The sequence below is a fragment of the Pedobacter kyonggii genome (assembly GCF_004310665.1).
GTDB classification, from domain to species: domain Bacteria; phylum Bacteroidota; class Bacteroidia; order Sphingobacteriales; family Sphingobacteriaceae; genus Pedobacter; species Pedobacter kyonggii.
The window spans coordinates 1-26389 of sequence record NZ_SIXF01000011.1 but is presented as its reverse complement, the minus strand read 5'-3'; the positions used below and the strand labels follow the sequence as shown (position 1 = coordinate 26389).

General features: G+C 40.5%; 14 protein-coding genes. 3 read left to right on the top strand and 11 right to left on the bottom strand.

Annotated features, from left to right (window positions below; all coding sequences use genetic code 11):
* Window positions 1-6 precede the first annotated feature (6 nt).
* From EYS08_RS12855 to EYS08_RS12840, 4 genes are all read right to left on the bottom strand, one after another.
* Window positions 7-1629: a RagB/SusD family nutrient uptake outer membrane protein gene (locus tag EYS08_RS12855; protein WP_131030423.1), complete on the bottom strand. Its 1623-nt coding sequence runs from the start codon at window positions 1627-1629 to the stop codon at window positions 7-9.
* A 23-nt stretch (window positions 1630-1652) separates the two neighbouring features.
* Complete coding sequence (locus EYS08_RS12850) at window positions 1653-4805, bottom strand: SusC/RagA family TonB-linked outer membrane protein (protein ID WP_165456447.1); 3153 nt, start codon at window positions 4803-4805, stop codon at window positions 1653-1655.
* 74 nt (window positions 4806-4879) lie between these two features.
* Window positions 4880-6295 carry a sugar porter family MFS transporter gene (locus EYS08_RS12845; protein WP_131030422.1) on the bottom strand — a complete coding sequence of 472 codons (1416 nt, stop codon included), beginning with the start codon at window positions 6293-6295 and terminating at the stop codon, window positions 4880-4882.
* Window positions 6296-6300: 5 nt separating this feature from the next.
* On the bottom strand, window positions 6301-8076 hold the full coding sequence (locus EYS08_RS12840; RefSeq protein ID WP_244215946.1) for a class I mannose-6-phosphate isomerase: 1776 nt from the start codon (window positions 8074-8076) through the stop codon (window positions 6301-6303).
* 420 nt (window positions 8077-8496) lie between these two features.
* On the opposite strand from EYS08_RS12840, the gene EYS08_RS12835 reads away from it, so the two are divergent.
* Window positions 8497-9231, top strand: coding sequence for a GntR family transcriptional regulator (locus EYS08_RS12835; protein ID WP_131030420.1), 735 nt, complete (start codon window positions 8497-8499; stop codon window positions 9229-9231).
* A 618-nt stretch (window positions 9232-9849) separates the two neighbouring features.
* Here EYS08_RS12835 and EYS08_RS12830 read toward each other — a convergent pair.
* The 6 genes from EYS08_RS12830 to EYS08_RS12805 form a co-directional block, all read right to left on the bottom strand.
* A complete protein-coding gene (locus EYS08_RS12830; protein WP_131030419.1) occupies window positions 9850-10191 on the bottom strand; it encodes a potassium transporter KefB in 342 nt (113 codons plus the stop codon).
* A gap of 560 nt (window positions 10192-10751) precedes the next feature.
* Window positions 10752-11645, bottom strand: a complete 894-nt coding sequence (locus EYS08_RS12825) for a hypothetical protein (protein WP_131030418.1) — start codon at window positions 11643-11645, stop codon at window positions 10752-10754.
* A 28-nt stretch (window positions 11646-11673) separates the two neighbouring features.
* The gene (locus EYS08_RS12820; protein WP_131030417.1) at window positions 11674-13266 is read right to left on the bottom strand and encodes a RagB/SusD family nutrient uptake outer membrane protein; all 1593 of its coding nucleotides are present in this window, start codon (window positions 13264-13266) and stop codon (window positions 11674-11676) included.
* 18 nt (window positions 13267-13284) lie between these two features.
* Window positions 13285-16386, bottom strand: a complete 3102-nt coding sequence (locus EYS08_RS12815) for a SusC/RagA family TonB-linked outer membrane protein (protein WP_131030416.1) — start codon at window positions 16384-16386, stop codon at window positions 13285-13287.
* 56 nt (window positions 16387-16442) lie between these two features.
* Complete coding sequence (locus EYS08_RS12810; protein WP_131030415.1) at window positions 16443-19292, bottom strand: glycoside hydrolase family 31 protein; 2850 nt, start codon at window positions 19290-19292, stop codon at window positions 16443-16445.
* 132 nt (window positions 19293-19424) lie between these two features.
* On the bottom strand, window positions 19425-23549 hold the full coding sequence (locus EYS08_RS12805; RefSeq protein ID WP_131030414.1) for a hybrid sensor histidine kinase/response regulator transcription factor: 4125 nt from the start codon (window positions 23547-23549) through the stop codon (window positions 19425-19427).
* 525 nt (window positions 23550-24074) lie between these two features.
* On the opposite strand from EYS08_RS12805, the gene EYS08_RS12795 reads away from it, so the two are divergent.
* Together EYS08_RS12795 and EYS08_RS12790 are read left to right on the top strand one after the other, a co-directional pair.
* Complete coding sequence (locus EYS08_RS12795) at window positions 24075-24344, top strand: hypothetical protein (RefSeq protein WP_131030413.1); 270 nt, start codon at window positions 24075-24077, stop codon at window positions 24342-24344.
* 1116 nt (window positions 24345-25460) lie between these two features.
* Entirely contained in the window at window positions 25461-25967 is a 507-nt protein-coding gene (locus EYS08_RS12790) for a Crp/Fnr family transcriptional regulator (protein ID WP_131030412.1), read from the top strand.
* A 92-nt stretch (window positions 25968-26059) separates the two neighbouring features.
* Here EYS08_RS12790 and EYS08_RS12785 read toward each other — a convergent pair.
* Window positions 26060-26389 (bottom strand): hypothetical protein (locus tag EYS08_RS12785; protein ID WP_131030411.1); only part of this gene is annotated, 330 nt, incomplete at its 5' end.

The window sequence follows — 26389 nt, the reverse complement described above, 5'->3', positions numbered from 1 at the left end:
GATCCGTTAATAGCCTGGGTTCTGAGTTAAATTTTTATTGAGACCGATCTCACTGGATGGCACCGCCCACAAATAATCCCGCTGAGGATTGAACTTACGTTGCTGGGTCCTGATGTAGCCCCCATCTACCGACTGGTCGGTCGCAAATTTTGCCCCGTGAGCGAAACCGTTCATGGTGGTTTCCGCTATTTTCCAGCGTCTGATATCATCTACCCTTAAACCTTCCATTGCCAGCTCTACCCTGCGTTCACGACGGATCACATTGGTCAGGTCCCCTGAAGGAAAACTTAAAGCCCCGGGATCGGTAAAACCTGCCCTTGAGCGAAGTGCACCAATTGTTTTTGCCCAAACCGCCGCATCCATCTGTCCAAGACTGTTCTTGGCTTCTGCATAAGTAAGGAGTACTTCAGCATAACGGAACAGGTGTAAATTATTTCCGGACACGAAACTTGACAAGGCAATCGGATCAAAATATTTCCTCCAATAATAACCCGTTGCCGATGCACTTTGCGAGCCTGGTGAATATTCATCCAGTCCGGGCTGAACCGGATCTGAACCTGGTCTGATATAAATTGTTTTGGTCGTATTGTTTGGATTTACCCAGTTATACCTGTCGTAAACCACTGTAGCAGTAAGTCTTGGATCACGGTTAACATATGGATTGCTTTCCACATAACCTGAACCAGCATCTTTAATTCCCCTACCGTTGAGCATGATATAATCATCGACCAATTCCTGGGTTGGCGCCATAGCACTTACCCTCCCGCCTACTGTTCTCGGTGCGAAATCCCAGAAGTTTTGCCAGGTCCTTACGGTGGGTACGTATTGAAGCGACAATATGCTTTCACTGTTGTTCTTATTGGTAGCCGGGTCGCTGAACAATGCACTATAACTTGGTGTTAAGGCATATGTTCCGTAGGTAGACTGATTGTTGATCAGTTTCTCGCAAATTGCCACCACCTCAGCCATCTTATTACCTTGATAAAGTAATGTTCTCATTTGTAAGGCAAGCGCAGCACCTTTTGTTATCCTGCCATTCTCACTGGCAGGAAGCTGATCTTTACTGGGCAGATTTGGGATAGCCGCTTCAAGCTGGGCAATAATGTAGTCGCTTACCGCAGCCTTCGGGGTACGTGGAATCACCTGTGCTTCTTCAGGCGTCAGGTCGCGATCCGGAAGCGGCACATCACCATACCACTTGCTCAGGTTAAACAAGGCAAATGCCCTCATAAACTGGTTTTCCGCTTTCATTCTGGCAATGGTTGCTGCCGGAAGCGTTTTATTTTGATCTACATTTTCCAGAAAAATATTTACCGATTTGATCGTCCGGTAATAGCTTGCCCAGTCTCCTGCAAATTTCGCAGTTAGTGAAGTGGCATTACCACTTGCAATGAGGTTTAAATCGCCTGATGGCGAATAGGCATTATCTGAAAGTGCTTCGGGCTCGAAATATAGCGAACTGTTATAAAGCAAACTGTAATTGTTGTTGAGTGCATTGTTTACATTAACGTCCACAGTCCAGAAAGTCAGGTCCGAAAAACGGTCTGTAGGTGCAATGTCAAGCTTTTTGCATCCTGCAATGGCAAGGATGGCAAGTGCTATAATTAGGTTTTTGAATATCGATTTCATATGAGTAATGCTAACCATGATTATTAAAAGGTGATGTCCAAACCAGCGCCGTAGAATATTGGCAGCGGATACTGCCTGGCACTATTTGAACTGGAACCTGTGCTTAGGTTATTTCCAAATTCTGAAGTTTCCGGATCAATAAATTTAAGTTTACTCAGCGTAAACAGATTTTGTCCGATAAGTGAAACACGCAAACGGTTTATGCCAATTTTACCGGTCAAGGTTTGCGGCAAGGTGTAACCAATGTTCACATTTTTCAGACGGACATAAGCAGCATCATATTTATATAGATCGGAACCTGTTCTCCAGTTGTTGGTATTGGATGGCGATCCGATGTTGGCAAAAATCGGATAACGGGCATCAGGATTGCCTGGACTCCAATAGTCGGTCATATGCTCATATACCGTTGCGCCGTAACCATAGTGAAAAGGTTCTACAAGCTCACCACGTAAAAATGTTTCCCGCTTGCCTACACCCTGGATAAACAACTGAAGATCAAATCCTTTTACGGCCAACCGGTAGGTAAATCCAAATGTATATCTCGGGAAGGGATTTCCAAGTATGGTTTTGTCTTTCGCATCGATCACGCCATCATTGTTCAGATCCTTAAATTTTACATCACCGGGAACTACAGCATTGCCTGCAATTTTTGGTGAATTGTTGATATCGGACTGATTCTGAAAAAACCCGTTAGTTTCATATCCATAATATTGAGTGATCGGTTCACCAACACGTCTCAGCAATTGGAACACATCCTGATTAATGATCTGCTCAGTAGCACCACCCGATAACTGAAGTAATTTATTCTGATTGTCTGCCAAATTGAGACTGAAACTCTGAGTTACTTTTTCTCCACGCAGATTGTAGGTTAACGAGGCCTCCCAGCCTTTACTTCTTATTTTGGCAACGTTAAAATCGGGAGTTGCTGCGCCAAAAATAGCAGGAATATCTTGTCTTGGTTGCAGGATATCTCTGGTTACTTTATTGAAATACTCAAAAGTGGCAGTTAGCTTGTTATCGAAAAAGCCGGCATCCAAACCAATATTGAGTGTAGAGGCTTTCTCCCATGTTAAATTACGGTTGGACAACAGAGTGCCCGCCCCGCCTACAGGAACATCATTAAAACCATAGGCACTTGCATAATTGAAATAAGTAGTCTGATACTGGAAATTCCCAACATTCTGATTACCCACTACGCCGTAAGACAGACGCAGTTTTAATAAATTTACAGTCTTTTCAATTGATTGCATAAAAGATTCTTTGGACAGAATCCAGCCAGCGCTTACTGATGGAAAGAAACTGCCGCGGTTTCCCTTCGCAAACTTAGAAGATGCATCATATCTGGCATTCGCTTCGAGGAAGTACCGATCTTTAAAGCTGTAGTTTAGCCTACCCAATGCAGAAACGAGGCTATAGGCATTTATACCAAGGCTATTGTTAGAGTTGATCGGGTCAACCAGTGTACCTGTGGTGGGCGTACCCAACAGCAGATCTGTAAGTGTTTTTTGCAACTGGAACCCACGCTGAGTATAGTTTTCGCTTTCTACCCCAGCCTGTACTTTAAAATCGTGATCAGCAATTTTCTTTCCATACTCCAGGTAAACTTTTGTATTGAAGAGCTGTGATTTGCTATTTGCATCAAGCACCGTGCGGTCATCACCATACACGCCCGAAGGGAGGTAATTCACCTGTGTTCTGCGGAAAAAGGTACCGTTATTTTGTAGCGTACCACCAAACTGACCGGTTAGTCTCAAATCTTTTGTGATATCAAGCTGCCCATTGAATGAGCCAAAAATCTCATCATTGTCTGCCTGGTTAAAGCCGCCTTTCTCCAATACGCCATATTCGTTGTATTGCGAAGCAAAAGGATTGGTCAGGTAATTTCCGTTTTCATCCTGCCAATTAAAATTAGCCGGCACCCTGTTGGCATCGGCAAAAATGTTGTTATCGCCCACACTATTGGTTTTGTTCCTGGTTTTGGTGTACAAGAGGATGAAGTTGGTTCTTAGCTTGCCGATAACATTTGTCTGGTTAAGCCTTAAGTTATATTTTTGATATCCAAAGTTTGCGCCTTCACCACCATTACCAATAAAATTGCTTTCCTGATCCTGAAGACCTGCGGATACAAAAAAAGCACTTTTCTCACTACCGCCTGAAATATTGACGTTATGCGACTGTTGCGGCGCATCGCGTAACAGGTGTTCTATTTCCCAGGTACCATCACCCTTATCTTTCAATTGTTGAATCTGGTCAGGAGTGTAGGCCGGACTAAGACCTGAATTAACAAGCGATTCGTTTTTATAATAAGCATTCTGCCAGGCGGGAACCTTATGCACTAAAACATTGGCATCCTGGATGCCATAACTTCCATTATAGGAAACGGTGGTTTTCTGATTCAGCTTACCTGCTTTTGTGGTGATTAAGATAACCCCGTTTGCAGCCCTTGAGCCATAAATAGCCGCAGCACCTGCATCCTTTAATACTGAAACGCTGGCAATGTCGTTCGGGTTGATCGTATTCAGGTTTCCACCAACAATACCATCTACAACAACTAATGGTGTATTGTCGCCCAGCGTACCCACTCCCCTGATGTTTACCGTGACGTTGCTGCCAGGGTTGAGGTTGGTTTGCTGAATGATTAGGTTTGGTGATTCGCCCTGCAAAGCCTGGTAAGCGTTTAACACAGGCTTGTTTTCAATATTTTTTGCATCTATCGTACTTACGGCACCTGTAATCGATACTCTTTTTTGAGTTCCGTAACCAACTACCACCACCTCATCAAGGGCATTTACTCCTCCAGCTTTCAACTGTACATTGATGGTTTTCCGGCCAGCAATAGGAATATCCTGGCTAACATAGCCTAAATAAGAAAATGTAAGACTTCTGGAAGCCAGATTATCTGGTACGGAAACGCTATAAATACCATTGGCATCAGTTACCGCCCCGACTGTAGTGCCCTTGATCTGCACACTTACTCCCGGAAGCCCAATGCCCTTTTCATCCACTACTTTTCCACTAACGGAAATTTCCCGCGTACCGAATAGTGCATGTGGGGCGTTCAGTGTTCTGGCCTCGAGGTTTCCGGCGCTAAATGGAACCAGTATTGAAACCAGTACCACGAGCTGCCTGAAGGGCAATCGTTTTAGTTTTTTGATTTGGTAAAGTTTATGTCTCATAACATTTTGATTAAGGATGATGCGGTTATAGCATCTGAAATATTAGGTTAGTTTTGAGGGCTGTTGTATTTTTCTTATTTCTTTAGGTAATCTTCCTGCCAGTAGCTATCTATTTCTTCCAGTGAGCGCCCTTTGGTTTCCGGAATAAGTTTCCAGGTGAGATATAGCGCCGGTGAGCAGCAGATAGCGAATATCCAGAAGGTCCAGGATGAGCCCAGTCCCTGAAGCATGAGCGGGGTAAGCTGACCGACGAAGAAATTTCCGATCCAGAGGGTTAGTGTAGCTAAAGACATTGCCTTGCCACGGATTCCGTTGGGGAATATTTCACCGATAACTACCCAGCAAACCGGGCCGAAAGAAAAAGCAAAGCAGGCAATAAAGGCCAGGATAAAAATCAGTATCCATGGACCTGAAGTTACACCGAACTGGAACAACAGACCAATAATAACCAACGAAATCACTGCTCCACCAATGCCCACATACAGCAGCGGTTTCCGGCCCCACTTATCAACAGTGAATATGGCCACAAAAGTAAAGACCACATTCACAAAACCGATGGTTACCTGACCACCAAGGGCGTTGTTCAGGGTAAAGCCGGCTTGCTCCAATATTCTTGGACCATAATATATAACGGCGTTGATACCGCAAACCTGCGACAGAAAAGGCAATAATAAGCCAATCCATAATGCCTTACGGTAAACCGGCCTGAACAATGTTCTCAAGGAGCCTTCCACTGTGGTCACATCCTGGGTAGCAAAGGCGTCAAGTTCTTTTCTGGCTGCCGTTTCGCCGTCAATTTTGATCAGAATTTTTTCTGCTTTATCCCTCTTTCCCGTAGAAAGTAACCATCTTGGAGATTCGGGGACAAGAAATAATGAGAATAGAAAAACGAGTGCAGGGAGTGCCCCAAGACCAAGCATTGCACGCCAAACCTCTTGAGATAATATTTTTTCAGCAACCACTCCAGAAAAATTTTCCCCGCTATGGCTAGCCAGGTAAGCATTCGTAAAATAAGCCGTTACAATACCTATCGTTAAGGCCAACTGGTACAAAGACACCATTGTTCCCCTAAGCCTGGATGGAGCAAATTCAGAAATGTAAAGCGGAGATACCATCGAGGCTACACCAATCCCAATTCCCCCGATTAACCTGAATGCAATCAGGGAAGAGAAAGTGCCTGCATACATGCAGCCCAGTGCAGAGATAAGAAAAAGAAATGCCGATAGAATTAATACTATTTTTCTGCCGAACTTATCACTCAGCTTACCCGAAATGATTACGCCAATGATACAGCCTAAAAGCGCACAACTTACAAACCACCCCTCACTTATCGCATCCAGCCCGAAGTCCCGTGTTACCAGGCTTATTGTACCCGAAATTACAGCAGTGTCAAAGCCAAATAAAAAGCCACCCAAAGCTGCCACCAGGCAAACCAGGTACAAATAGGAACTGCTCTTTTTAATCGCTGTATGTTGTTCTTGTCCAATCATGATATTTATTTTAAGAAAGCTTTAATCACTTTCGCTTGCTGACCCGAGTGATTGACAATGGTATAACTTTCCGCAGCAGCCGGGATTACAAAGGTTTCCGCATATTGAAAAGTCATGCTTGAGCCGTCAGCAGTTGTTACGCTGACCGAAGATCCTTCTACAAGCATCAAAACATGGCAAACATTCTCCGTTTCAACAGCTACAGACGAATTGAAGTCCAGCCTGTGGACATCATAAAAATGATCCTGATGTGTAGGCAGATGATAACAGGTCACCCCGTCGTTTTCGAAAAGGACAATTGGTTTAGCGATCAGTTCCTGTTGTACCTTTGCTCCTTTTCTTGAAAAATCAAGGTTTTTAAAGGCATGTTCAATATTGATGGGACGCGGCTTCCCATCTAAACCAAGTCTCAACCAATCGTACATCTTGAAGGTAAAAATGTATGGGGTAGCGCTGATTTCGAGCACAAGGTTTTGCGCACCTGCACTATGTATGGTGCGGTTGGGGATCAGGAACAGGTCGTGTTTTTTGGCTTTATGAACCTGGACATATTTCTCAATATCAAGTTCAACGCCGTTCAGGTTACTATCTTCGAGTACCTTTTTAAAATCATCTTCCTTAATATCTTCCTGAAAACCAAGGTAAACACACGCATCTTCTTTACAGTCCAGTATATAATAGGTTTCATCCTGAGTGATCCGTTCTCCGAACTGCTCTTTAATATATTCTAGGCTGGGATGACACTGAATAGAAAGGTTTCCTCCATCAAAGGTATCCAGAAAATCAAATCTGATCGGAAACTCCTCTCCAAACTGTTCGGCATGACGCCCGAGGACATTTTTATTTTGATTAAACATCAGGGTATCAAAAGAGACTTCAAGCAGCAAACCGCTGCTTTGGAATACAATTCCGTTTTCGGGTACGATCAACTCAAATGACCAGGCATAATTAACTTCGTTTTGATCAAGCTGGGGCATATGTTTTTTCATCCATTGCCCTCCCCATGCGCCAGGTGCAAACCATGGCCTGACCCTAAACACCGAGTTCGACATTGTTTTCATCCCGTTACGGATATCTTTCCCGAACGCCCAATTCAAATGATTATCCCATTGCGCATCCACAAAAACATCGATCTGGTTAGACAGTTCCTTCTTGTGCTTATTTAACACAACCCAGTCAACAAAATAAAAACGCTTGTACATTTCCATCTGTTCGAGCACTGTGGCCATTCCCAAATTACAGATTGAACCTGCACTCATCCGGTGCTGAAGTTCATTTTTCGGGAGGTCTACATAAATCAGTTTCCCGTCCCATCCGGCCAACGATGCACCAGAACCAATAATGATGTTAATATTGGCATCCGGGTTTGGACGAATAGCGCTTAAGTATTCCCTATCAAAATAATCCAAAAGCGTTAGCGTGGTTTTCTTGCCCCAAACCGAATCTTCCTGCCCCACAAAAGGAGCTGTCATACGGAGGATTTCTGCTTCAGGCTTCATTGATTCACTCAGATCAATAATATGGGTCTGTAAACTCCTCGATTGCATTTCAGCTGCTATAGCTGTCACTAACCTCTCCCAATATACGCCTGCATAACCGTCTACCACTACGGTCTTTTGTTCAACGATATAATTACACAAGGACTCAATACCTGAAAAAATTTTCTGATCTCCGAGGTTAAAAAACGGATATATATCATAACCGTTTACTCTTGCAATCTTATCAATTCGCTCAGGCATTATCTCCTGCTCGGTTTTTCTTAAGGGTTCTTCGATAGACATAGTGGTGTTTAAAATTGGGGAATTGTCAAAATGATCCTTTTGCATGTTTTAATTGTATGTATTCTGTATTCCTGACCTGCATTTACAATCTTATTGGTAATGATTGATGGATAAATGATGGCATTGATGCTGGCAAGAAATCTGTTATTTTCATCTCCATTGTTTAATCTATCCAAGCTGCCTGACACTGGTTTTGCAAACAATCAAGATTGATATCGTTTTGAAGCATATTAAAATCTGGTTAGACTATACATTCATTAGTATGTACATACAAATGTATTGTTAAAAAATTATTATCCAAATATTTTTTAATTTTTTTCCCAATAAAAGCTGCCTTACAGAACTGAAAGAAGCTAAACAAACTAAAATATGTATACACATACTTTAAAAAGATATTTTTTTTTTAATATTGTCATGATTATGAAACTTAGAATCGATCATAAAAGCCAAGTACCGCTTCATATCCAGGCGGAGGAATTGCTCAGGAAACTGATTGAATCTCCTGAATATATTGATGGAAAACTTTTGCCAAACGAGGTTGAGCTATCAAAAGACCTGAACATTTCGCGGACCACATTAAGGCAGTCAATCAATAAATTGGTTTATGATGGATTGCTGATCCGGAAAAAAGGTGTTGGAACTAGGGTTGTTGAATCTAAGTCGCTAAGTTCAAAGTCGAAAAACTGGATGAGTTTTTCACAGGAAATGAGCGCCCGTGGCATTCCGATCAGAAACTTTGAACTGCATGTGAGCTGGGTAATGCCTGAAAAGCGCATAGCCAGCTTTTTTGGGATCAAGGAAGACAAGAAAATACTGAAACTTGTTCGGCTCAGAGGCCGTCCGGAAGGTCCGTTCGTATATTTCGAATCCTATTTCCACCCCATTGTAAGGCTTACAGGCGATGAAGACTACAAAGCACCGCTCTACGAGATGCTGGAAAAATCACACGGGATTATCGCCATGATTTCAAAAGAGGAAATCAGTGCGTTGCTGGCCGACGAATTCATTGCGGCTAAACTGGAAACCAATATTGGCTCCCCTATTTTATTCCGCAAACGTTTCGTGTACGATATAGATGAGCGACCGATAGAATATAACCTTGGCTATTATAAGGCTGATAGCTTTGTGTATACGGTGGAAAGCCGAAGGGAATAAAGAAAGAACAGAATTTTCCAGTAGATAAAGTAACTATACCTGAGGAAGCAAGCGTCTGCGTGATATAACAATTTTAAGGGGCCGATACTTCAAGATCAGGGAAGGTATAAGTTGCTGACGGGACATCAGCTACAGATTGATAGCCTGAGGATCATAATCATATGCCTTGATCCGTCTGCAATTTGAGAAAAGCAAAAAAACTAATGCCCCCTCTTTGCTTTTCTCAAGACAACAAGCACTTCTAATATACTACAATAAGTAATGTCCAGTTTTTACAAGCTATCAAAACGTTCCAGTCCTACTGAAGAGTTCATTAAGGAGTTTAGAATCTCTAGCTCTTCTACCCAAAATATACCAGATATCATTAAGCAGTCCTTGATTTTAGGGACAAAATTATACATTGACAAAGTCTCTAAGCTCTTGCGATTATCTAAGTTAGAAAAAAGAGAACTCCAGTCTGCCGCCAACTGAATAAGTTTAGGAAAAGATCTAAATCAATATCTTTGCTCTTACCTGAAATTATCAAAGACGCTAAGCACCTCAAAGAATGAAGTGCGGTAATATCATCAATCCGTTCAGATATCGAAATATGCCATTTCAGAACAGCGATAAAGAAAATCAATCCCACATCGTGCCATTAAGACCGAGTATCAGCCCCATCCACAACCCAACCATTACAGCAAAAATGCTCAAAACATAAAAGACCGCACCTATCCACCCTTTTATTCTTCTAAGTGGCTCAGTTAAGTCATAAAGCAGCCCGATAAACGCACCAAACAAAGGCGTGAGCAAAAGCGGTTTTATACGCCAGTTACTTCCCCATGCAGGATCACCTTTTCCAGCTCCAATAACAAAAACACTGACCATCACCAATCCGATTGCGCCAACAAGCAGCATTCTTTTCACCAGCAAATGGGTAAACAATTTTTTTTCACTTAAATTTTCCTGAACTGTCATCATCTTGATTTTTTTAACAAAATTACATATTTACTTTGTAATTCAAAGTACTTTTCAATTTATTTTTTTTAAGCTAACTACCTATCATATAGCTGGTAGCAATTGTTAGAAATAGCTTATCATTAAAAACGAAAATATAATATTGCCGATGGTTGATGGCAGGCTCGAAAATCTAACCTCCTTGTCCGTTCTTCGAACTCAGCATCTTACTTTTACTATCTAAATATCATTTGACACCCCAATCGCGTTAACCTTCAACAGGATAAACCCCAGCCGCCGCAGCATTCCGCAACAAAATATCCGATGTCTGCAGGCACATCATTTACGATCCGGAAGCGGATCTTCCCTGCTTTCACCCCCACATAAAAGCGCTATCATTAACGTAGCGTTTGATAACGTAATTCATTTCTATAACGAATTGCTAAACTGGGCTATAATCTCGATGTTTGGCTTAAAATCTATTTATAATAACTACACAACAACAAGCTGTTGTGTACAAATGTCTTTTCATAAAAAACTCGGGCTTCACCTGAATAAAGATGAAGCCTAAGCAATAAAGCAGATTACTTTGCTATAAAATTAAAAGAAAGCATTGCTTGTCCTTCGCCATCAACATCCTTATCTCTAATCACACCAAGTTGAAGTGTATTTTCATCAAGAGATAAGATCTTATAGTTTGTCCAGTTACTTATTCCTGTAATTCCATTCTTTGCAGGTTTATATCCTCTAAGGATTGAACCCGAATTAATGGTTAACATTTTCGAATTCACATTTAAAAAGAAAGTTCCATTTTGTATAATTCCATTTTCCATAGGCTTAACGGCTTTAAAAGAAGCAGTTCCTTTTAATCCAAAGGTCATTACCCCATAATCACCTTTGGCCATCATATTTGGATAGATGTCGGCAAGTCCCGGACCCCAATTCCAGCAATCGGCACCATAGCATCCTGTGGTATTGGAACCCCATGGACCACCGTCTTTAAGCCAACCAATATTTACTCCATAAAATGCAAAAGGCCCTGCAAAATAAACACCTTCCGTATCCAATACCCATTCTTTCTCCTTACCCACACCGCCAGTAAGTGCTATCCAAAGTGGGTCGTCCACGTAGTTCAAATTATCTTGTGTAACTTTTACGACTACAGAATCCATCTTCACTTCTAATCCTCCGCTGAGTACAGAAAATTTAATCACATAATCTCCTTTAAAGGCAAATTTAACCGTATCTATCATCCTTCTGGAGGTTCCTGTTCCATAATCCCACATGGATATAGTCCCGGGGGTGGCATTTTTAAGAATTACAGTATTTCCACCGGCATCGGCCTGCAGATCCTGGGTTACCGTATATTGGATTTCTGATTTATCGAGCGTCCTATCGAGACTGTGCTCATTTTTTTTGCAAGCACTGAACAGCAAAGGCAGCATCAGCATTGCAAATATTTTTATATATAGTTTCATTTCTTTAATAATTAAAATAGATGATCTGTTACCAGCCTGCATTTTGTTTTAACGTTCCATTAGAAAGACCGATCTGGGTATATGGTATTTGCTGCAAACCTTTTGTAGCAATGATATTTGCGGCAGATATTTTTTTCTCTGCACTTACACCACCATTTGATACGGTTGAAGTTTCGGCAATTTCCTGGGCCGCTTTGTCTATTCCCTGACGCAGTAAATCATAATAGCGTATTCCTTCGAAAGCAAATTCCAGTCTGCGTTCTTTAATGATGTTAGCCTGGCTTATTGCAAGCGGTATAAATGCATCCTTATATGCACGCTGCCTAACAGCATCAAAATAGCTTTGGGCATTTCCACTTCCCAACTCTGCTGCCATCAATAATACATCGGCATAACGGATAGATACATAATCCTGGAACTGACCAATCTGGAAGTTGGTATTACCATGTGCCTCTGGTAGAGGTTTGCCATCTAAACCGATCATTGGGCTGTATTTTTTTACATAGTAACCGGTATATTCTCTTTGACCTTTTTGATTGGTGAAGGGGAGTTTTTCGTCGGCAATAGAAATGATAGAGCCTACTCTTCTTGTATCAGTTGGCAGATATGCATTCCATAGTTTAGGGTTTACTGTTTCAGCACCCCATCCGTTTCCATACGGGTAAAGTGCCTGCTCACGGATACCTGTCATTATCATCCAATGGTTGCCATCGGTATTGCCATCATAATCACTTGTATAAGTATATTTTATTGCAAAAATGGTTTCCTTATTATCTTCACCTGCATAAGCTGTTGGTGATGCAGCAGGCCATAAGTTGGCAAAATCCTCAATTAAACCATATCCACCTTTTGTAATTACATCTTCAAGATATGCAAGAGCTTCTGATTTAGATACAAGACCAACTAAATCTGCCTTTGCATAGTAACCAGTGTAAAACAGGAATACGCGACCTATCAGGGCTTCAGCAGCATATCTGGTAACCCTACCATGATTGGCTACAGCCTGAGCCGGGTAAGCAACTTCCGGTAAATTTACTGCAGCGAATTTAAGATCGTCAGCAATTACCTTATAAACTTCATCTGGATTACTTTGTGGTAAATTTTCGGTAGATGGAGCCGTTAACAATGGAATGTTACCCCAAAGTCTAACCATATCAAATAGCAGGTAAGCACGCAGAAAGCGGGCCTCAGATTCGTATGTTTTTCTTAACTGGGTATCACTACCCCATTCTATCTGATCTAGTTTACCCAATAGCACATTGCAGCGAAACAGCGCTCTATAATACAAAACCCAGTTTCGATTATATAAATTTTGATCTGATGGTGAACGCGACTTATCAAATTCATCAATCATCTGGTAACCAAAACCATCAGAATTTCCGGTTGCACCAAAAGTATTGTCCGACATTACTTCGGCTGCGACAGGCAAAGCAATCCCCTCAGACCACACCACCTGTAATCCATCATAACAACCAACAAGTGCAGTAAATGCATCTTTTGGTGTTTTGTAAAAATTTTGATCTGTTACTGCTGTCACTTGCTCAGTATCCAGAAAACTTTTTTTGCAGGCGCCTAAAGATAAAAGGCTTAGTGCAAAAGCATATATTTTTATAGCTTTCATATTTTTATGATCTTGTAGTTAAAACTTAAGATTGGCTCCTATCATGAATGTTCTTGGTCTTGGGTAATAACCCAAGTCTATACCAGACGCGAATCCTTGGGTACCATAACCTATCTCTGGGTCCATTCCATCGTATTTTGTAAAGGTGTAAACGTTTAATGCAGCAGCATATAACCTTACCTGTTTCAGGTAGCTCTTTTTAAATACCTTGCCAAGATCATAACCAACAGTGATGTTGCTGATCCTTAAAAAATCACCTTTTTGAATATACAGATCAGAGAAATTACTCCAATTCCGGTTGTCTTCAGTTAAACGCGGAATGGTGTTCGATGAGCCCTCTCCGTGCCATCTATCGAGTATCCGGGTGGTATAATTACCAAACTGACTAGACGGATTTCTGTAGGATTGAACAATATCATTTCCGGCAACTCCAGAAGCTACAACAGAAAAATCGAAGCCTTTGTAATCACCCGAAAGTGTGATACCAAATGTATAATTCGGATTCGGATTACCAATCATGCCTCTATCCAGATTATCTATCATACCATCTCCATTAATATCTACGTACTTAACGTCTCCGGGAGCAGCGGTTGGTTGTATTACCTTACCATTGGCAGATCTGTAATTTTGAACCTCGGCTTCATTCTGAAAAATGCCCGCTGTTTTTAACCCCCAGAAATAGCCAATTGGGAATCCGGTCTGAGCACGATAGAACTCAAGTGCATTGTTGAACAATTCATTCTCACCACCGTGAATAATTTCATCGGAAGTAGGAATATTTTCAACTTTGTTCTTATTATAAGCGCCATTAACTCCAACAGAATAATTAAATCCACCCACCTTGTTTTTATAAGTAAGGGCCAGTTCTATACCTGTATTTTTCACATTACCACCATTAATAAAAGGAGGATTGGCGCCAGCTGTGGCCAGAATCGGTACAGCTATTAACCAATCTTTAGTCGTTTTATTATACCAGTCGAAATTCAACGCAAATTTGCCCTGCAAAAAATTAGCATCAAATCCGATATTGGTCTGTTCTGAGGTTTCCCATTTCACTGCGGGATTACTAATTCTTTCTTGGTAGCCGCCAGGAGTAAGTACACCCTCATCAGGACCAAAAATATAATTTGTATTATTTAGCTTAATTGGTGCCAGATATTGAAACGCATCTATATTCTGACTTCCAACCTGCCCCCAGCTGGCACGGACCTTAAGAAAGTCTAACCAATCCTTTTGTCCCTGCATAAAATTCTCATTTGTTACTACCCAGCCTGCGGAAACAGAAGGGAAATACCCCCAGCGGTTTGCCGGGCCAAAACGTGAAGAACCATCTGCTCTGAAAGTGGCATTTAATAAATATTTTTCTTTGTAATTATAATTTAACCTACCAAAATAAGATAACCTGCGATCCGGATCGTTAGGTCTACCCCCAATAGTGATACCCGCTATGTTTTTACCCGTTGCGTTACTTAGCCAGGCATAATCAAAATTATCAGCAATCAAATTTGTATTGGTTCCAAAAATACTAGAACCATCTGCACGATATGCAGAACTTCCTACCATAGCTTCAAAAGTATGGTCATTACTTAACGTAAATTTATAGCTCAACAAATTATCCCAGATCAGTGATTTACCTTTATTCATCGACTGGCTGGCTTTGTTAACAAGGTTATAAGTGTAAACCGAAAGGCTGTAGACAGGGGTATAAGAACGACTTTCGCCTGCACTATAATCCATACCTAAACTGGTTCTGAATTTCAGATTTTTAACCGGTTCAATTACCATATAAATATCACCAAGTATACGCTGAGTATTATTTTTGTTCTGGCTGTTATATACCATCGATGCATAAGGATTTGCCTCAGCATTATTCCATGTAGACTTGCTGTTATCGAAGAAGTTTCCATTCTCATCATACATCTTCAAAAATGGGCTGGCACTAAATGCTCCACATAAAGTGTTATTATACTGATTACCAACACTTATACCGTTATTATTAATATCTGTGTAGGTAAGGTGCTGACCAATTTTGATGATATCTTTGTAAAAGTTATGTTCAGAATTGATTTTAAAGCTGTAGCGCTGGTAATTGGACAGGCCTTTACCCCCCACAATACCTTCCTGCCCGGTATAGGATAAACCTAATGAATAAACTGAAGCTTCAGATGCACCAGATGCGCCAAGTGCATAATTTTGTGTGAGTGCATTGTCTACAAACATCTCGTCCATCCAATTTGTACCTTTGCCAAAAGCTTTTATTTCATCATTAGTAAATAGTGGCTGCTTCCCGCCGTTTACAGCAGCCTCGCTCATCATAGCTGCGTATTGCGAAGCATCGAGCAATTCTAATTTTTTTGCAACATTTTGTACGCCTGCGTAAGCATCAAAAGTAATCTGCCCTTTCTGCCCACGTTTACCTTGCCGTGTAGTAACCAACACAACACCATTAGCCGCCTGAGAACCATAAATAGCCGCAGATGCAGCATCTTTTAGAACATCGATCGATTCGATATCTGATGAATTTAAATAAGTGATATCACCTGTAAGCACGCCATCCACAACATATAGCGGCGATGCATTGCCAATGGTACCTAAACCCCTTATGGTTACCTTGATGTTTTCGCCTGGCTGACCGGAAGTAGATGTGATCTGTACACCTGGAGTTTGTCCCTGTAAGCCTTGCAATGCGTTAGTAGTACTTTGCTTTTGCAGCGTTTCTCCTTTAACCTGAACTGTGGCACCGGTTACCAGTTTCTTTTGCTGAACACCGTAGCCCACTACCACTACTTCGTCGAGTTGCTGTTTATCTTCAGCTAAACTAATGTTAACTGTAGCACTTTGTCCAACCTGCACTTCTTTAGATACAAAACCAACAGAGCTAATCTGGAGTATATCTCCAGCCTGGGCATTAATGGTATACGCACCCTCGCTACCCGTTCCGGTTCCACCGGTTTTTCCTTTAACTTTTACTACCGCACCTGGTATAGGGAGCCCATCCGCTGAAGTCACTTTTCCGCTGATCTGACGCTGCTGCGCAAACAAAGATTCGCTGAAAACAAGCAGTGAAAGAAACATCAACAGAAAAATATGTTCTCCTTTAATTATAGAATTCTTTTTCATGCCGTTCTTAAAAATTTAGTAAATAACTGATTCATTTTATATTGGTTTAATTCTGGTTAGAGCTTGATTGTAGTTGCCTTACCGTTGTAGGTAAGGCTGTAGTTTGCCTTTTGGTTAAATTCTAATGCCTTGGCTGATTTGGGGGTAATCACTACGACCTTAAATGTTCTACTCTCCGGCATCCCATTGAAACTCCCCTGGCGACTACCCACCGTAAGCGTTTTGGTTTTTTCGTCGTAACTGAAATCTATCGTAGCGAAAGCACCTTTCTCATAATTGTAATTGGTACCCTCATCCTCATAAAGGGAGAATGAAGCATTTTTACCGGTGTACACAAACAGTGTTATCGGATCCGCAGCTTTTTCTGAAGTGTATTGTAATTCCGGTCCTGTAGGAATAATAGATCCTTCCTTCACATACACAGGCATCTTTTCATATGGTGCATCAGCTTTAATGGTTTGCCCGCCTTTAATATACCTGCCTGTATATAAATCATACCAGCCTTGTCCTGATGGAAGGTACACTTCCCTATTCCTGTCTTTATATTTATAAACAGGATTAATTAATAGAGAAGGGCCAAAAAGGAAGGCATCTGGCAAATTAGAAGCTTTAAGGTCCTGAGGAAAGTCCATCATTAAACCTCGCATCATGGTATAATCGTGATGATAGGTATTGCCGGCAATTGAATAAATATAAGGCATCAGTCTATAGCGCAATTTATTGTAGTACAGCATACTTTTATAAGCAGGGTGCCCCTCTGGCGCAATGTTATAGATCTCTCTAAAAGGAAACTGTCCGTGTACCCTAAACAAGGGAACAAAAGCTCCAAACTGGTACCAACGGGTATTTAGTTCTCTCCATTCTTCCAGGTCTTCCTTGCCTGGATTTTCATAGCGCTTTTCAACAGAAAAACCACCAACATCCATCGTCCAGTAAGGCATGCCCGAAAGAGAAAAGTTTACACCTGCACCGATCTGGGTTTTCATGTCCTCCCACCTTGAAGCGATATCCCCGCTCCAGGCCGCAGCAGCATATCTTTGCAAGCCAGCATAAGCAGAACGTGTTAAAATAAAGACCCTGTTTTCGTTGTTGGCTTTACGTTGCCCTTCATAAACGCCTTTGGCATTAACCAATGGAAATGCGTTAAAATAAGTTGTCGATGACCCCTCATACGTTGGATTCATGAGGTCTTTTCTAATCTCCACCGGTAAATTCGAATGCATATCAGGTTCCGTAGCATCCATCCACCAGGCATCTATACCTTTACTATACAATCTTTTATTCATCAATTCCCAAAATGCTGTTCTTGCTTTCGGATTAAAAGCATCGTAGAATGTATTTGAATATCCCTTGCCTATCCAATCTACACGCCCATCAACAATATTTCTTTTATAAAGGAAATTTTCTTTGTTAAACTTGTCATAGATATCAAAACCTTTATTAAACTTAGGCCAAACAGAAATCATCAGATTCACGTGTTGTTGGTGAAGCGATTTGATCATCTCATCAGGATCAGCAAAACGTGCAGGATCAAACTGCTGACTACCCCATTCCGGCTGCTTCCAATATGACCAATCCAGTACAATATTATCAAGCGGGATTTTACGATCACGGAACTCTTTTACGGTTGATAAAATTTCATCCTGCGTTTTATAGCGTTCCCTGCTTTGCCAAAAACCCATCGCCCATTTAGGCATTAACACGGCTTTTCCCGTTACTGTGCGGTACCCGCTAATTACCTGATCGGCATTTGCACCCCCAATAAAGTAATAGTTAATTGAGGCACCAGATTCGGAACTAAGCGCAAAGGTATTTTTTAATGATTCCGGCAAAGGAGGCAAACAGGTTAGTCCCAGATAAGATTCTCCGCCATCCGGTATCCATTCAATCTTAATTTTGGTTTTCTTACCTTTTTTTAATTCCAGATCTAGTATTGCCGATCCCGAATTCCATGCCTGACGCCAAAAATCGGCAACAAGCTGCTCACCAAACCAAACTTTAATATAACCTGCATATTTTAGCTGGAACTGGTACAGCCCCTCCATACCGCTTTCTACGGCTCCCTCATAATGCACCACGGCATCCTGCATTTTTATGCTTGAAGGAAATTTATGCTGGTCTGTTAACCAGTTTATAGATAGTTCAGATATAGGTTGCTTAAGCAATACCTTGCCTGGTTCACTTTTCGAAGTATAGGAAGCGGTAAGCCATCCTTCATCTCCCTCTTTAGAAAATAATTTCAATGCAGTTAAAGGCTGGTAATCTCTTATGTCGCCAGCGCGGGTAATCGAATAATTATCCCAAAGCAGCCCATAACCTTTATTAGAAACAAAAAAGGGAACGCCTATTTCTGTATTGTACTGCACAAGATCTACCCTGCGTCCATTATAATTTACCAGTCCCTGCTGGTGCTGTCCCAAACCGTAATATGCTTCATTTTCCTGCGCATCGAACAGCTGAGAAACCTGATAGGACGGCTCTCCATTAAATACTTTAGGGATAAGTGAAAGGCCTTCGGTTTTTGTTTGGGCCAGTAATACTTTACCGTTGGCATCACGATAAGTAATTAAACCGGTTTTTGTGGATACTTCCACCTTTAACAATGAAGTACTTAAGGTCACCTGGTCGGGTGTGTTGGTTGTTGTAAATTTAACAGCAGCATCTGAAAGCTTAACAGCCATTAAACTTTTGTCGTCAGGAAACTTGTCTGTCGCAATTGCAGTTACATGAATGATCTGATCGGATACCGGTTGAAGTTTTATTTTTTTAATTCCTGAGGCAGAATTTTGAATAGGAATTTCAATCCCTGAAGTTGTTTGCACATCATTTTTTACCTGCCCGTTTACATTTAAATAAAGTAGAATACTACCTATAAATATTACGGTGCCCACCCTAATTTTTTGCATAGAAATAAATACAGTTTATACCTGGTTGATTTATTTCTAAAGGTATATGCACCCAAAAAAAGCGAGGGCACTCGAATGATAACAATTAGGTATCCGTATGTTAACAAATTAGCCTAATAAATGTTGAATGGGCTATTTATCAAGTTTTGTTAATGCGTATGCCGATGGTAGTATATTGAATTCCTGTTTAAAATATTTACTGAAATGCTTGGGGTTACTGAAGCCTACTTCATAAGCAACTTCGGCAATAGTCATCTGCGATTTCAGTAATAGCGGTTTAGATTTTAGCAACCTGTAAGAGCGTATGTATGCTACAGGTGATTTACCTGTTAGCGGAAGTACTTTTTTGTATAAACCTACCCTGCTCATATTCATGTCTGCACTTAACTGGTCGACAGTATAGCCGGAGTCTGACAAATGTTTTTCTATATGAAAAGACAACTGTCTGATGAACTTATCGTCAACAGATTCAATTTCTGTTTCCAGTGGTTTAAACTCTACCTGCTTTTGGTAGGTCTTTTTTGAAAGTGCCTGCTGCTGCAGTAGGTTCCTTATTTTCGATAAAAGAATCTCAAAGTTAAAAGGTTTGGTCATGTAATCATTGGCACCGGTTTCAAGGCCCATCAATTGTTCGTCTTCAGTAGTTAATGCAGTAAGTAATATCACAGGTAAATGAGCCGTACGCTTATCCGCTTTAATTTTCCGACAAAGATCAATACCGTTCATTTCAGGCATACTCACATCACTAACAATCAAATCAGGGTGTATAGAAAGTGTTTTTTGCCAGCCTTCTTTACCATTGGCGGCCTCGGCTATCTGGTAGTATTCTTTTAAGTTGTCTTTTAAATAAAACCTAAAATCCTCATTATCTTCCACCAGCATGAGCATCGGCTTTTTACTTTTCCATACAACCTTAGGATCACTTATCTCATTTTCTTCTGCCCTGGCAGTAATGACCAGATCGAGCTTAGCTTCTGAACCAGATGGTCCTATATCTGTTTTAGGAAAAACAAGGTAAACTGTAAACTCAGTTCCTTCATTCACAATACTGGCAACCGTAATATGCCCACCATGCAGCCTTACAAATTCCCGGGTAATTGACAAGCCTATACCACTGCCCTGGTTAACAATGGAACCGGGAACATCATTTTGAAAAAACCTTTCGAATATCCTTGCCTGGTTATCCTCAGGAATACCAATACCCGTATCAGAAACTTTAAGAATCAACTGGGTTCGTTTTCGTTCATTAATGGTAGTGAGCAAACTTACTTTCACTTTACCACCCTGTGGTGTAAATTTAAAAGCATTCGAAAGGAGATTAAACAGTATCCTTTCAATTTTATCATGATCAAAAAAGGTAATCAGGCTCTTTCTATCGGTTTGAAAAGTAAAACTGATGTTCTCTCTGTCGGCTATATCACTAAAGGAAAATGACAGCTCCTGAATAAAAGAAATGATATCTCCTGTTTTAGGGTGCAGTTTTAATTCGTGTACCTCCATTCTTCTAAAATCCAGCAATTGATTTACCAGATTCAGCAAGCGGCGCCCGTTCCGCTGAATCATTTGAAGTTGCGGTCTTTCTGAATCCTGAGCTTGTTTGATCAGTTTCTCAAGTGGCGTGATGATCAGCGATAGGGGCGTTCTGAATTCGTGACTTACATTGGTAAAAAATTTTATCTTAAGCAGATCCAGTTCATGCATCCGTTTGGCTTGTTGTCGTTCCTGTTCTATTAAAAACTCCTTCCTTATCCGTTGAATGCCACGATGCCTGATGAAAAACAGCATACCACCAATTAACAATGCGTAAATGATATAGGCCAGCGTTGTTCTCCAAAATGGAGGCATAATGGTAATGTTAAGGCTGGTCTCATTATTCACCCAATTTCCCGAAGCATCAGTAGAAACCACTTTAAAAGTATATTCACCTGGATCAATATTGGTATAAGTTGCCAATCGGTTATTTCCCTGAAGTTCCTGCCAGTGCAGATCAAATCCTTCGAGCTTGTACCGATATTTTATTTTTTGAGGATTAAAGAAATTCAATGCTGCAAACTCAAGCGCAAATCCATTCTGGTTATGGTTCAGCTTTATATCTTTTGTAAAAATAATAGACTTCTTTAATATGCCCCTTCCATTTACCTGGTCATCAATGCCAATGCTCCTGTTAGAAATCTGCAGATCAGTAAAAACGATAACAGGCTTGGTAATGTCATTCCTGATGTCGGCAGGCTTAAAAAGATTAAAGCCGTTTGCTCCTCCAAATAAAAGCTCTCCCGATTTGGTCTTAAACCCTGCATTGGCATTAAATGCATTGCCCTGCAAACCGTCATGTTCATCGTACTTACGAAAGGTGTAAGAGAATTTGTCCTTATTTATCTTTTTGACAATAACCTCGAACAAACCATTTGCAGTGCTTACCCAAAGATTTTTGTCATTATCTTCAACCACTTTTAAAGTAGTCATTTCAGTGAGCCCATCTTTATTATCGAAATTCTGGAACGCTGCAGTTTCAGGATTTAACCGACTTAACCCATCACGTGTGGATATCCATATAAAACCATAGCTATCCTCCATCATGCCATAAACAACATTATTGATCAACGATTTTTTATCGCCTGGTTTATTTTTGTAATGAACGAATCGGCCATCTGGTTTCATTTCATCAACCCCTTCCGAACTCCCTATCCAAATACTGCCTTTTCTATCCTCTATTAAGCAGGAAAGCGAATTTGAAATTATACCATTCTTTTCTCCTACCTTTTTGTGAATAAAAATGCCTTTGCTTCTATCGAATTTATCCAGTCCACCGCCTAAAGTAGCAATCCATAGATTCCCTTTCCTGTCTTCAAGAATATCCCATACCCGGTCATCAATAAGGCTGTTTACATCCTGGCTATTGTGTTTATAATGAATAAACTTTGTGCCATCAAAGCAACTTAACCCGCCAAAATAAGTCCCTACCCATAGCTTTTTATCACGATCTATAAACAGACTTACGATAATGTCGTTACTCAAACTGTTTGGATTTCCAGGTTCATGCACATACCTTTTAAACTGACCTGTTTTTCTATTAAAATAAAATAGCCCACCTCCATTCGTACCAATCCAGATGTTATTCAGTCCATCTTCTACAAAACGGTTTACATCGTCATAAATCAGCCCACGGGGATTTGCATTCTGGTGTTTATAGAGCGGGAATTTGAGGATCTTTTCATGATAAAAGCTAACGCCCTTTTTAAATGTTCCTACCCATATTATCCCCGAATGGTCTTTATACAAGGTTAAAATGGCATTCTGACCAATACTTTTAACGTCGTCCTCTTTATTAACAAGATACCTGACACTAAAATTTCTTTTATCCAGCAGGTTAACACCGCCATGATCGGTTCCTATCCAAATCAATCCTTTATCATCCTGAATGATACTGCTGATCAGATTGTTATTCAGACCATTTGGTGCCTTGTCTATAAATCTGGTCTTCCCGGTTTTGGTTTCATAAAAATCTACTCCTCTCTGGCTATTCAGGGTATATATCCATAGATCAGACACGTTATCAACAAACAGTTTAAAGTTTTGAAAAGACAAAGGATTGGTATGTTTGAATACCGAGATACGCTTTTGCACTTTCCCAGTAGAGCTATTGAGCTGCTCAATGGTCTTATCCGTATGAATAATCCAAATGTCTCCATTAGGCCCTTTCTGTAATGCAGAAACTGGAGAACCGGCTAGTGATGCGGCATTCCCGGTATTCAGTTTTAGATGAATACTTTTTTTGCTCAGCGTATCATATTTAAAGACGCCTTCGTCACCTGCATTGAACCAAAAACCGCCCTTACCATCTTTTACTATTTCTATGATCTTTTTAGCAATAATGTTTAACTCCTTCAGGTAAGGTTTCACATCCCTTATAAAACTTTGTGTTTCCGCGTCATAGATATTAGCGCCATTCTTGGTTTCCAGATATAACTTGTTATCTGGCAGTTCAAAGATATTAACAATAAAGTCATCGCTTATTGATTTAGGGTCTCTCGGATCGTGTTTAAAAATCTTAATCTTCTGACCATCAAAACGATTTAATCCAGAAAGGGTACCAATCCAAATAAAACCTTTATTATCTTTAAGAATTGTATTTATCTGATTATGAGAGAGCCCATCGGAAATATTTATACAAGAAAACTGAATCTGGCCTTGCTGAGCTAAACCCGCAAACGAAATCAGTAAGAAGATTAATGCAATTATGGTTTTCCCTGTAAACATTAAAAATTCGTTTTATAAAATTCGTGCATGTTATTCTTTAAGTCAGAATAACAATTTAATATTGCAAGATAGAAAATGAATTATAAACACAGATGTTCCTGTAATTGTTGACCAGGAACAACCTTTTACTTTTAACGACTCTCTTTACACTAGACAAATCTTTTATTTCAATGTTCTTAAAGTCAACAGAATGGCCCGCGCTTTGCAGCGCAATAAAACCGCTGCTTAATAGCTTAGCATCTATTTTAATTTAGGATCATAGCCCTTTACTATACCGCCACCGATCTGAGGTTTAGCGTATTGCAATACAAATCAATATCCCTATCTTGTATACTACTGCCCTGCCAGGGACAAACGCGGCATCCCTTTGGAACAAAAGATACAGCAGATGGCCCGGACCGCAGGGGACAGCCAAGAACAACCCAAACCTCATTATAAACACCATCCAAAAAAAGCCTTCAAGCGGATTATACCAGAGATTTTCTTATTGCATGTTACAGCCATCCATCAGTTACTGGTTTTACCATGTGGGGATTTTGGGAAAGTGCCCAATGGAAGCCTGATGCCGCAATGTTCAGAAAAGACTGGACAGAAAAGCCGAATGCGGAAGCATGGAGAAATCTGGTGACAAAACAATGGATGACCAATCTGACAAAAAAAACAGGCGTCAACGAAAAAACCGAATCCAGCGGTTTCCTGGGCATTTATGAGGTAACCTTTACTTCAAAAAATGGAAATAAAACAAAGTATACATACCACCTGAAAAAACATCGGATCCACTTAAGATCATTCTAAAATAATCAACCTGGATGGTTAAACGGGCCACAGTTAGCGTTAACCATGCAGACCGGATCAGACTGCCTGGTTCAAAGTACAGGCTCCCAATGGAAGATACTCGTGCCCGCAAGTCAGCATACCTACATCACGGGGTCCTTTAAAACTTTGTCTAATTATGTTTATTGGGTAAAATACGTCAGGAGAAAATGCTCATCTAACCAGAGGTTTTTCTGTTGTCGAGTGAAGCATACTTAACAGCCTTGAACCCACAGGTAACTGAATCTTAAAACCTCAGCGAAATATGCCAAGGAGATGAATAGAAAATATCGATAAAAGATGTTGCTGCAGAACTCCGCGTTTCTATAACCATCGGACGAAGGAAAAGAAGATCAGCCAAAGGATAACAAAGAGGGTCGAAGAACTCGTTCTCCAAAAGCATTACGCCGATGATATATCTGCACCTTTCTTAGACAAAGTTGTCTATTAGGCTTAACCTGGCAACCGATCTACAGCAGCTTTTTGAATCATATAATTGAGGAACATTTTCAACAACAGGTTCTAAAACCTGAATTGATTTGTTTCAAATTCATCTGTTATTTTAAAGATCAAGTTTCGCAGAATTAAGTCAATAATTTGAATTTATGACCGTCTTTAATGAAATATCATTTATGCTTAAGCTATAATTGATTTTTTTTTTGCTTTTGGTTGAACTTATTTAGCAAAATGGCTACAAATGTGCGGAACATGTAACTTTGTAAAAAAGTTCAATGAAACATGCGAATTCTACAATTAGGTTAATTGAAAACGGCAATTGTTTTGCTGAATGCTTCGTCCAAAAAAAACGGAACCTCAAATATGATTTTCTGTAAGATTTTGAAAACATTTCGGGGAAGCAATTGTATCTATTGTTACCTGCCCCCGTTAGATTTTTAAAAAATCAGATAGCGCTATCGCCTAGTCACAGATAATATGGAGTGACTGATAAAAACAGATACTGAAAATATTACATGAAGCCGAATTACCATAATGATAAAAGATCCGAAGACTCATTACCTGCCATACCTGTTCAACTATCTAGCACAATATTGTATATTATAAGGAGACTACAAAGCGGCATATTATGATCATGTCAGCATGATAAATGTAAAAAAAAACAAATACCTACTTTCGCCAATTGATCACAATGCCTGTTTATATTACCTGATAAAGGGGTTGGTAAGGGGTTTTATAAAGGTCGGCAAAAAAGATATAACGACCTGGTTCAGTTTCGGAAACGAAATTATTGGGGCATTCAGAAATCCGGATGGAAATGCAAAGCATTCCACAGAATACATCCAGGCCCTGGAGGATGCAGAACTAATCTGCATTCCATATAAGCTAATTGATTTCCTATATGAAAATTTTGCTGAGGCAAACATAATTGGAAGAAAAATGCTGGCTCACCAATATTACTTAGCCTCGGAGCGGGCGATCTTAGCAAGGATACCAATGGCAACAGAAAGATATAGGGAATTTGAAGAAAATTCCAAGGTGGAATTATCACGGATTCCATTAAGATACATGGCAACTTATCTGGGAATGCGCCTTGAAACTTTAAGCAGGATTAGAAATAAACTTACCCCAACCAGGCTAGTATCTTAGTATGGTAAGTAAATACCTGAACAAGCGACGCACAAAGTTCTTCAAAGCCATAACCTCAGAACTTGATTTGATTGAGATCAAAGCAATGAGGTTCAGCCGGTGGCGACGGTGATGTCCTTCCCGGATTCTGATATTATAGTGCTTACCCCTATCGCATTTGCCCTCCAAAGGATAAAGCCCAATCTGCCGCAGCATTCGGCTACGAAATATTCTATATCAGCAGGAACATCATTCACGATCCGGAAGCGGATCTTGTATTTCGGGTTGTAACTGATGTAGACAACCAGATCATCGTCTGAAAATCCCCTGCCTGACAAAGGCTTAAAATGCACCTCCCGAAGTTCCTTCGCTGTACAGATCAAACGGTCGTTCATTACTTTCGCCAATGCTTTTTCGGGCTTAAAATCTGTTTCTAAAATCGC